We start from the raw sequence: 239 nt of genomic DNA, 5'->3' as shown, positions 1-239 counted from the left end.
ACACGCGACGCAGCCGGTGCCGGGCGCGGGGCCCGCCCACGCGCGCCTCATGCTGGTCGGCGAGCAGCCCGGCGACCAGGAAGACCGCACGGGCATCCCGTTCGTCGGCGCGGCGGGCCGCATGCTCGACCGCGCGCTCGAGGAAGCCGGCATCGAGCGTGCGAGCGTCTACGTGACCAACGCGGTCAAGCACTTCAAGTGGGAACCGCGCGGCAAGCGACGGCTGCACAAGACGCCCG

1 protein-coding gene is annotated in these 239 nt (G+C 73.6%); it reads left to right on the top strand.

The annotated features are described in order from the left end of the window. Positions 1-49 precede the first annotated feature (49 nt). Positions 50-239 (top strand): uracil-DNA glycosylase family protein (locus SB756_RS34810; protein ID WP_410913848.1); only part of this gene is annotated, 190 nt, incomplete at its 3' end.

Origin of the sequence: Pseudomonas sp. SIMBA_068, from assembly GCF_046534705.1 — a bacterium.
In the GTDB taxonomy this organism is placed as follows: Bacteria; Pseudomonadota; Gammaproteobacteria; order Pseudomonadales; family Pseudomonadaceae; genus Aquipseudomonas; species Aquipseudomonas putida.
This window is presented reverse-complemented; position numbering and strand designations above follow the sequence as displayed.